Raw genomic sequence first — 3,265 nt, forward strand, 5'->3', positions numbered from 1 at the left:
CGCCCGATCAACGCCCCCGCCTTCATCGTCCGGTTGACCCCGACCCGCAACCCCGTGCTCCAGCAGACCGCGGACTGCCCGTCGGCGTACGTCGGCATGCGGGCGGCATCGAGCAACACCGGCGTGCCGTGCGTCGTGACCGCGACCCACCCCGTCCCTGTGACCGTGGTGTTGAACAGCCCGCCAGCCGCCACCCCGGCCCCCTGCACGCGCTGGATGTCCCAGGTGAGCTGCGGCTGGAAGGCCAGCAGGTTGCGCCCGTTGACGGTCAGCCCCTCGTTCTCCAGGAAGAACAGGTGGATGTCGTCGGCGTTGTCGGCGAGATAGAGCAACCCGTCACCGCGTACGCGCATCAGCGAGGCGCCCTCGCCCGTCATCGCCTTTTTGAACAGCTTGCCGATGCCTCCGGAGCCCTCGTAATCGAAGTCCATCTGACCCTGGAAGGCGACCATCGAGCCCTGCTTGGCCAGCACCTCGTGAGGGAGCTGCACGCGGAGCATCTTACCGTTCTCCAGCGCGAAACCGGGGGGCAGCTTCTGGGCGTCGAGGTTGCCGAAGATCGAGCTACGCACGTTGGGGGACCTTTCGCAGACGGTGATGCCGCCAGCGTACGGAACTACAGCCCCGTATGCGCTTCCGCACCTACAGCCGCGCGCGCTTCGCGAACCACGGACATCGGCGCGCGTCCTGACCTACAGGCGTTTACCCGCTTCGTGACCTACAGACGTTTACCCGCTACCTGACCCGCTACCTGACCTACAGACGTTTGCGGACTTCCTCGACCCATCGTGTGACGCCCTTGGCGCCGGCCGTCTCGGCGAGCGTACCGGCCTCGTCCAGCAGCGCCGCCGCGTCATCACGCCGCCCGTCATCCACGGCGACGTGGGCCAGGCCCACCAGGTTGGCCGCCACGCCTGCCGGGAAACCGATCTCTCGGCGGAGGCGTACGGACTCCTCCAACCGCTCCCGCGCCCCGGCCAGCCGCCCGGCCAGGTGCTCGGCGATGCCGAGGGGGCGGAGCACGTACGAGAGCGTCAGCTTGTCGCCGGCCTGGCTCGCGTGCTCGTGAGCGCGTTCGAAGAGCGGCGCCGCGGCATTCTCGTCCTTCCTGACGACCTGATGGAAGGCTCCCACCCAGAACAGCGCCTCACCTTCGCCGCGCACGTCCCCGAGGCTCCGGTAGAGCTCCGCGGCCCGCTCGAACAGCACCCACTCCTCCGGGTCCGCGCCTTCGCCGCCGAGCCCGCTGAGAAATCGCGCGTGCAGCACCCGCCCGCGAACGAGCGCGAGATCGGCCTCGACCGCGTTCAGCTCCCGCTCTGCGGCATCCAGCCCGTCGGCGTCACCGCCGAAAACGGCCTGGTCGTACAGCCCTTGAGCCGTTCGATCCGCTCGTCCATCGACACCCCGCAACCCCAATCGGAGCCGCGAGTCTAGTGTCCCCAAGACCCCGGAACCAGCCGCTCAGGGCGCTTGATCAACGCCGAGCGCCCGCCGCCAGATCGCGTACCACCTGAATGAGCTCCGCCGGATCGAACGGCTTGGTCAGATAGGCGTCGACGCCGATCCCCACCCCCCGCCGCCGGTCGTCATCCTGCGCCCGCGCCGTGATCAGCACGACCTTGATGTGACTGGTCGCCTCGTCCGTACGCAACTTCTCCGCCGTCGCCCACCCGTCCAGGAACGGCATCATCACGTCGAGCGTGATGACATCGGGCATCACGTCGAGCACCCGCTCGAGGCAGTCCTGCCCATCGGTGGCGGTCTCGACCTCGAACCCCTCCAGGTTCAGGTTGACCGCGATGAGTTGACGGATGACCTCGTCATCGTCCACAACCAGTACTTTGCCAAGAACCTCGCCCACGGGCGCCAAGCTAACCTGTAGCGGGGTGGTCACGGGTGGTTTTCACAGGATGCGTGGCGTGAGCGTTATCCGGTGCCGAGTGGTACCTCGATGCTGGTAGCCTTATCACGCATCGAGCCCCCTTAGCTCAGGGGATAGAGCACCGGCCTCCGGAGCCGGGTGCGTAGGTTCGAATCCTACAGGGGGCACCCAGAACAAGGGAACTTGTTCGAATCGCCGATCCTCCTTCGGGAGGGTCGGCGATTTCGTTTGTGAGGGCTGTGAGGGCGGGCACGTTGTCCTCCTTAATGGTGATCTTGATCAGAACCTCATGAGACGCTTGGCGATAGCGCAACTCCAGATGGAAAGCCTCGAAGAGCCTGCGCTGAAGATCCTCACCGACAGAGGCGAGACTGGCGCCCAGGTTGGGAAGTTCGTCCAGGAGCGTCTGGTCCTCGACAGGCGCCTGGGTCCGCGCCAGCGCCTTGAGCTGCTCGCTCTTGGCCCTTCGGGTACGGGCCAGGTCGGCGTAGCGGCGTTGCAGCCGTTCGCGGAAGGCCCGGTCGATCTCGTCGTCCCCGGTCGGGACCTGGGCTTCGATCTGCGCGAGCACGTTGTCAAGCCGCTGGTCCAGGTCGAGTAGCTCTTCCTTGACCAGCTTCGTCTCATCCGACGGAGCCGACGGGGCCAGCTGGGAGCCCAGGGCGGCGATCCGGTGCGGGCCGAAGACACGTTCGGCGAAGAACTCGTAGACGACGTCGAGCAGGTCGTCCTCACGCACCCACAGACTCTTAGGGTGGCTCGAGTACCAATCGCGCCGGTCCTTGTGGTGGCGCATGTCCGGTTCGCAGGCGTAGTAAGGCACAGCGTGACGGCTCTTGCCGTGCATCCGTCGGTCGCAGATCTCACAGGACACATACGAGCGCAACCGGTAGCTGCGCAGCGCCTGGGGATTGGCGCCCACTCCCGGGGCGCTACGCGACCCCTGCCGCGTTCGACCAATCGGGGTAACCGCCTGAAACAACTCCTTGGTCACCAACGGCTCATGTGTGGGGCGATGCGACCATACCCACTCACTGGGCGGGTTGTTCTTGCCACCCTTCTTGGTGGCCCGGCGATTCCACACCATGTAGCCGGTGTACTTCGGATTAGCCAAAATGTCGCGCACCGCAGATCCGCTCCACCGCCCTACCGCCCTGCGTGGATCCACCGGCATCGGCGGCGGATAATCGGCCGGGTGGAGGTTGAGCCGGTCGGCGATGGCCTTGTAGCCGAGCCGGTGAACAGCCCGCAAGGTAAACATTCATCCCGCGCGCGATGAGTGACGAGTAGGTTGCAGTCCTCACGTTGCGTCACTTTGATCTGGTGTGCGGGTCGTGGTGAGATCATCCGGTGTCCGGCCTGGAGGAGATGTCGCGCGAG

At 66.1% G+C, this 3,265-nt stretch carries 4 protein-coding genes, 1 tRNA gene and 1 pseudogene; 2 read left to right on the forward strand and 4 right to left on the reverse strand.

The window, feature by feature from the left end; all coding sequences use genetic code 11:
* The 3 genes from ITP53_RS54575 to ITP53_RS54585 form a co-directional block, all read right to left on the reverse strand.
* Positions 1-572, reverse strand: a 572-nt coding sequence (locus ITP53_RS54575; protein ID WP_195903350.1) for an AIM24 family protein, incomplete at its 3' end; no start/stop codon positions are given.
* A gap of 184 nt (positions 573-756) precedes the next feature.
* A complete protein-coding gene (locus tag ITP53_RS54580) occupies positions 757-1,413 on the reverse strand; it encodes a tetratricopeptide repeat protein (protein WP_195903351.1) in 657 nt (218 codons plus the stop codon).
* Between the two features lie 64 nt (positions 1,414-1,477).
* Positions 1,478-1,864, reverse strand: a complete 387-nt coding sequence (locus tag ITP53_RS54585; RefSeq protein ID WP_195903352.1) for a response regulator transcription factor — start codon at positions 1,862-1,864, stop codon at positions 1,478-1,480.
* Between the two features lie 116 nt (positions 1,865-1,980).
* On the opposite strand from ITP53_RS54585, the gene ITP53_RS54590 reads away from it, so the two are divergent.
* Both ITP53_RS54590 and ITP53_RS54595 read left to right on the forward strand, forming a co-directional pair.
* Positions 1,981-2,052: transfer RNA gene (locus ITP53_RS54590), tRNA-Arg, on the forward strand.
* A 152-nt stretch (positions 2,053-2,204) separates the two neighbouring features.
* The gene (locus tag ITP53_RS54595; RefSeq protein WP_195903353.1) at positions 2,205-2,486 is read left to right on the forward strand and encodes a hypothetical protein; all 282 of its coding nucleotides are present in this window, start codon (positions 2,205-2,207) and stop codon (positions 2,484-2,486) included.
* 375 nt (positions 2,487-2,861) lie between these two features.
* Here ITP53_RS54595 and ITP53_RS61655 read toward each other — a convergent pair.
* Positions 2,862-3,146: pseudogene (locus tag ITP53_RS61655) on the reverse strand (recombinase family protein); the annotation flags it as partial.
* Positions 3,147-3,265: the final 119 nt, after the last annotated feature.

The organism is Nonomuraea cypriaca (genome assembly GCF_015645445.1).
Lineage (GTDB): Bacteria > Actinomycetota > Actinomycetes > Streptosporangiales > Streptosporangiaceae > Nonomuraea > Nonomuraea cypriaca.